A 5209-nucleotide genomic window follows, 5' to 3' on the forward strand; every position below is an offset into this window, starting at 1 on the left:
GGCTCGTCATCGGGCCGGCCGGCCGCGAGACCGATCTCTCGCGCGGCCTGCGCACCAGCCTCACCGGGCAGCATGCGGCTGTGACCGATGTCAGCGAGGCGCGCAGCTGCATCCTCGTCGCCGGGCCGAAAGCCCGCGAACTCCTGGCCCGCGGAATCAGCGTCGATCTCCATCCTCGCGTCTTCGGACCCGGGCGTTGCGCCCAGACCGGCCTTGCCGGCGCCAACATCTTCCTCGAGCAGATCGACGATCGGCCGAGCTTCGAGATCTCTGTGCTGAACAGCTTCACCGATCATCTCTGGCGCTGGCTGGAAAGCGCCGGCGAGGATTATCGGATCGCGGTGGCGTCAGACTGATGCCCCGCCCCTGGCACCGCCCTGCCTGGCTTGCGGCGGCGCTGCTGGCGCTCCTGGCCGCCGGCATCGGGTCTTCGGCGCGAGCCCAGGATCCCAAGCCCTTGACCGGCGCCGAGATCGCGACCCTTCTCGTCGGCAATTCGATCGAGGGGAGCTGGGGCTCCTCCCATTTCCGCAGCTATTTCGCGCCCGATGGCACGACGCTCTATCAGCCCGAGGGGCAGCCGCCGGAGCAGGGCCATTGGAAGGTGGCGGGCGATCAATATTGCTCGGTCGCCGACGAGGGCGATGCCTGCTTCAACCTCTATCGCGACGGCGACAGCCTGATCTGGGAAGACCCCAACAGCCACACGCGGTTTCCCTCGAACGTGATCAAGGGCAAGGCTGTTCCCTGGTAGTCGTGGCGCGAATTTCGCGCGCCGATATCGACGACATCCGACGCGCGCCGCTTCGTCGAGAGACCCGTCCCCGCCTTCGCTCGGCAACCGGCGCGCGCGAACCTCGCTGTGGCATTCCAGTGGCAAAAGGCCGGGCACGCGCGGCGCGTCTTCACACACTCTTCATCTTTGTCTCTGAAGATGAATCACTGCGGATTCATGACGCAGTCTGATCGCTCATCCAACATCCGCGATGACGATCGAAAAACCCGCATAAAACCTGAAACTCTCGGCCCACAACGCGCGATTGCAGCGGTGCGGAATTCCCCTTGCCACAACTCTGCCACGGCACAAGCAGCCTTTCATTTACCACACCCTGAGAAAAAGGAGCGCACCTAGCGTCGTAACGAACCCGACTCGACTGGCCTCGAGCCGAGTTTCTTAAAGGGGAATTACATCCATGGTTCGTTCATTTACGTCCTTTGCTCTATTTGCGCTCGCCATCGCCTTCGCCCACCCCGCCGCCGCCGAGCGCCTGAAGCTGAGCGGCAGCGAGATCAAACAGCTCCTCTCCGGCAAGACCGCCTACGGCTATCGCGGCGACACCGCCTACAGCGTCTATTTCGCGCCCGACGGCACCATGGTCGAGCAGGAGAAGGACGGTAAACGGCGCATCGGCCATTGGGTCGCGAAGCAGACCGAGCATTGCGTGACCTGGCAGGATGACGGCGCGGAGAGCTGCATGGCGCTCTATCGCGACCGCGGCCAGATCTTCTGGGTCGATCCCTCGACCGGTGCGATGAACCTGGCCAAGCTCAAGAGCGGCAAGAATCTCTCGACGGATCTCACTCAGTCCGCCGATCTCTCGCAGTGATCATTTCCGGTCCGGTCGGCGCCGATTTGCGGGCGCCGGCGGATCGGCGGCTTCAGGGGTTCGATCCCCGAACGAGTTCCGATGGCGTGAAGACGATCGCCATTCGCCCGGTTGGCCGCGATCCGGCGGGCTGCCCCCGCCCCGGATCATCTCGGCCAGGGCGCGGCCCCAAGTAGGACGCCGCGTCCTCTTATTGGCAGCGACGTGACGACATCGTCGGCTAACGCTTGAGCTGCTCCGCCTTGCTGGCGAGCGCATCGATCTCGCCCACCATCGAGCCGAGATATTTCCGCTCGGTGGCGAGAATGGCCCGGAAGGCCGCGCGCTTGACCGCCAGGATATCGATCGAACCGGCGGCGCGTTCGCTCCGGGCGGCGTCATAGATGATATCGATCAGGCGCTCGGCGCCATGCAACCGTCCCCAGAGATAGTCGTTCTCGCGGTGCGGCCGGCTGAAGAAGCCGCCGAAATGACCGAAGGCGATGCCTTCCAGGACCTGGGCCCCCTCGCCCGACAGGCTGAGCGCGTCCTCGGGGCTGATGCGATCGACCCGCACCTCCTCATGCTCCTCGATGTCGCGCCATTCGGCGATCGGGAAGGTCAGCACGTCCCAGAAGGCGAAGCCGACATAATGGACGATGAGCTCGCGATGCAGCGCCGCCGACCAGTTGCTGCGCACCACCTCGGCCAGAACCCCGTCGATATAGGCGTCGACTGCCGGCAGATTGAGACCTTCGGCCAGCCGCTGCATGACCTGGTCGATCGGGAATGATTTGGGATCCGCCCCTTCGACCATCTGGCGCAGCGCCTTGGCCACGGGGAGCTCGTCGACATCGCCGCTCGAATAGCGCCGGAGCTGATGCAGCGGCTTGTAGAACTGCGCCTTGAGCGTATCCAGCTGCTCCGAGGTCACGCCGGCGAGGCTGGGCGTGTCGAGCTGGCCATAGAGCCGGTTGAGGCCGCGGATCAGGAAGGACAGACGCCGGCGGCGGAAGTCGATGTCGTAGGAGCCGAGGAAGCGGATCCAGCCCGGCCGTTTCTCGCCGGGTTCGCGTCCGACCGCGAGCGGGATCGCCCCATCGGGCAGCCTTGCCCCCTCGCGCTCGAGCCAATGGGCGAGGAATGACGGGACCGCCGGCGAGAGCGGCGAGGTCGCGTCGATGCCGCAGGCGAGCTTCAGCTGATGGCCCAGGCTCTCGACCAGCTCGGCCATCTTGAGGCGGGCATAGACCTGATAGGCGTAATGAGCCTCGCGCGCGGCGACGCCGTTGGCAGCATCGCGCCAGCGCTTGATGGTGCCTTCGAAATCGGCGGTGATCGGCTCTTCTTTGGTGACGATCGACACCAGCCGCACGATCTCGGGCCGCGCCGCATCCAGCACATGGCGCATCCGCTTGATGCTCTGGTTGAAGCGGCTCACCCAGGCGAGATCGTCATAGACCGGCTCGTTGCGCGGGATGTCGGAGAGCGCCGCCTTGAGCGTGGCGATGAAACCCGGCTTCTCGCCGCCGGGCGGCGGCGGGGCCGGCTCGGGATCGGGATCGATATAGACGATGCGCCGGTCGACATTGCGGTAAGCCGGCTTGTTGCGGATCGATTCCACCACCGGCGCGAAGGGCTTGTTGTCGACCACGCTGCCATCGAGGAACGAGGTGCGGAACGGCGCCTGGTCGACATTGGCGTAGTCGAAGAAGTTGGTCGCCAGGAACTGCGCCCGCATCGGCCAGTCCTCGCCCCGCTCCTTCACGAAGGCGTCGAGATCCTTGAGCTGGGTCGGCGGAAAGGCACCGGGGAAGGACGAGGTCGCGCGCGCGGCGAAGGCGAGCGCCGGCAGATTGTCCTCGCCGAAATCCGAGATCTCGGTGCCGTCGTCCCAGCGCGTATAATGGAAGCGCAGCAGATGGCTGTGCTCGCGCTCCTGGATCACGGGCGGGCTGTTGATCGCGATGGGCCGCGAATAGCCGAAGAAGTCGGTCAGGGTGACAGACAGATCGAGCGCATGGCCGACCGGGAGCAGCGAGCTCCGGGCGCCCACCAGCTCGGGCTTGCGCATCGTCTTCATCGCGTCGAACAGCAGGCCCAGGAAATGCTGTCCGTCGAAGGGCGGCTTGAACCAGCGCGAGCGCAGGAAGATCGAGAGCTTGGTCCGGATCTCCCGGTCTTTCCCGAACGCGAACTGCGGCATCCGATAGGCCACCCAGAGAATCGGGTGAAGGACGAATTTGCTCCAAGGCTTCGCCAGCCGATCGGGCGCCGTCAGTTTGACGACGTCGGCCTCGTCGATCCAGGCCGAGCGCATATGGTCGATCGACAGGTCATGCGCCAACGCGCGGGCGAGGATGATGCCGTTGATGCCACCGGCCGAGGCGCCGGCGATGCTGTCTACCACCACCCGCAGATCGAGCTTCTCGCCGATCGCCTTGAGCAGGTCGAAATAGACCGCTTCGCTGTCGACCTCGTCGGGGATCTTCCCTTTGAGCTCGTCGAACCGGGCCTGCTCGCGCTGGCTCCGGTCGGGATTGGAATGGAACAGCCGCGAGGCGCGCGCCAGCTTCAGCACCTCCTTGGTGATGCCATGCATATAGACGGCCAGCGAGATGCCGCCATAGCAGACCAGCGCGAGGCGAAGCTCTTTTTCCTTCACCGGTTCCCCTTGGGGCCCTGCCCCGCCGACTCGGGGGGCCACCGTCAGACTCTATTGGAATCCGAGCAGGACCGGTCTGGCAACCGCGAAGGGGAACTGGGATCCATGATATTCACAAAAGGTTCACCGCCCTCGCCCCAACGTCTGTCAAACAGCCCTCGCCCCATTTTGTGGGGAGTGGGAGGGCCCCGTCGCTCTTGCGACGGGAGGGTGAGGGGCGCGGTGTCAGCCGAGCAAGGTCCCCCTCACCCAGCTCCGGCTAAGTCTCGGCTTCGCCTCGACTAAGCCTGCGCGTCCCTCTCCCCCACTTCGTGGGGGAGAGGATTTCCAGCGCACAACCTCAGACGTTCGAATCCGGTGCTGCCGCCTTGCGCTTATTGATGAAGGCCAAGAGCGCCTCGTCGGTGGCGGGGTCGAGCGGCGGGGCTTCATATTCGCGCAGCATGCGCTTCCAGAGCTTGTTGGCGCGCTGGGCGGCGTCCTGGGCACCTTCGGCTTCCCACTGCTCGTAGCTGTTGTTGTCGGCGATCGAGGAGCGATAGAAGGCCGTCTCGAAATTGGCCTGGGTGTGGGCGCAGCCGAGGAAATGCGTGCCGGGGCCGACCTCGCGGATGGCATCGAGCGCCTGGCCGTTCTCCGAGAGATCGATGTTCTTGGCCAGCACCTGCATCATGCCGAGCTGGTCGGCATCCATGACGAACTTCTCATAGCCCGAGGCGAGGCCGCCCTCGAGCCAGCCCGCGCCATGGAGCACGAAATTGGTGCCGCATTGGAGCGTCGGCAGCAGGGTCTGGGCGCTCTCATAGGCCGCCTGGGCATCCGGAACCTTGGAGGCGCAGAGCGAACCGCCCGTCCGGAAGGGAATCCCCAGCCGGCGCGCGAGCTGCGCTGCGGCGATGCTGACCAGGGTCGGCTCGGGCGTGCCGAAGGTGGGCGCGCCCGACTGCATCGAGATCGA

The 5209-nt window shown here is 65.4% G+C and carries 5 protein-coding genes; 3 read left to right on the forward strand and 2 right to left on the reverse strand.

Going from position 1 to position 5209, the window contains the following annotated elements; all coding sequences use genetic code 11:
• From ACREE8_RS20195 to ACREE8_RS20205, 3 genes are all read left to right on the forward strand, one after another.
• Positions 1-356, forward strand: a 356-nt coding sequence (locus ACREE8_RS20195; protein WP_431574812.1) for a sarcosine oxidase subunit gamma, incomplete at its 5' end; no start/stop codon positions are given.
• On the forward strand, positions 356-754 hold the full coding sequence (locus tag ACREE8_RS20200; RefSeq protein WP_431574813.1) for a hypothetical protein: 399 nt from the start codon (positions 356-358) through the stop codon (positions 752-754). The genes ACREE8_RS20195 and ACREE8_RS20200, both read left to right, overlap by 1 nt.
• A gap of 439 nt (positions 755-1193) precedes the next feature.
• Positions 1194-1607: a hypothetical protein gene (locus tag ACREE8_RS20205; RefSeq protein ID WP_431574814.1), complete on the forward strand. Its 414-nt coding sequence runs from the start codon at positions 1194-1196 to the stop codon at positions 1605-1607.
• Positions 1608-1827: 220 nt separating this feature from the next.
• On the opposite strand, the gene ACREE8_RS20210 is transcribed toward ACREE8_RS20205, so the two are convergent.
• Both ACREE8_RS20210 and ACREE8_RS20215 read right to left on the reverse strand, forming a co-directional pair.
• Positions 1828-4251 (reverse strand): patatin-like protein, encoded by a 2424-nt coding sequence (locus ACREE8_RS20210; protein WP_431574815.1) that lies wholly within the window; start codon positions 4249-4251, stop codon positions 1828-1830.
• A 340-nt stretch (positions 4252-4591) separates the two neighbouring features.
• Positions 4592-5209 (reverse strand): trimethylamine methyltransferase family protein (locus ACREE8_RS20215; RefSeq protein WP_431574816.1); only part of this gene is annotated, 618 nt, incomplete at its 5' end.

Source organism: Hypericibacter sp. (assembly GCF_050729195.1).
Taxonomy (GTDB): Bacteria; Pseudomonadota; Alphaproteobacteria; order Dongiales; family Dongiaceae; genus Hypericibacter.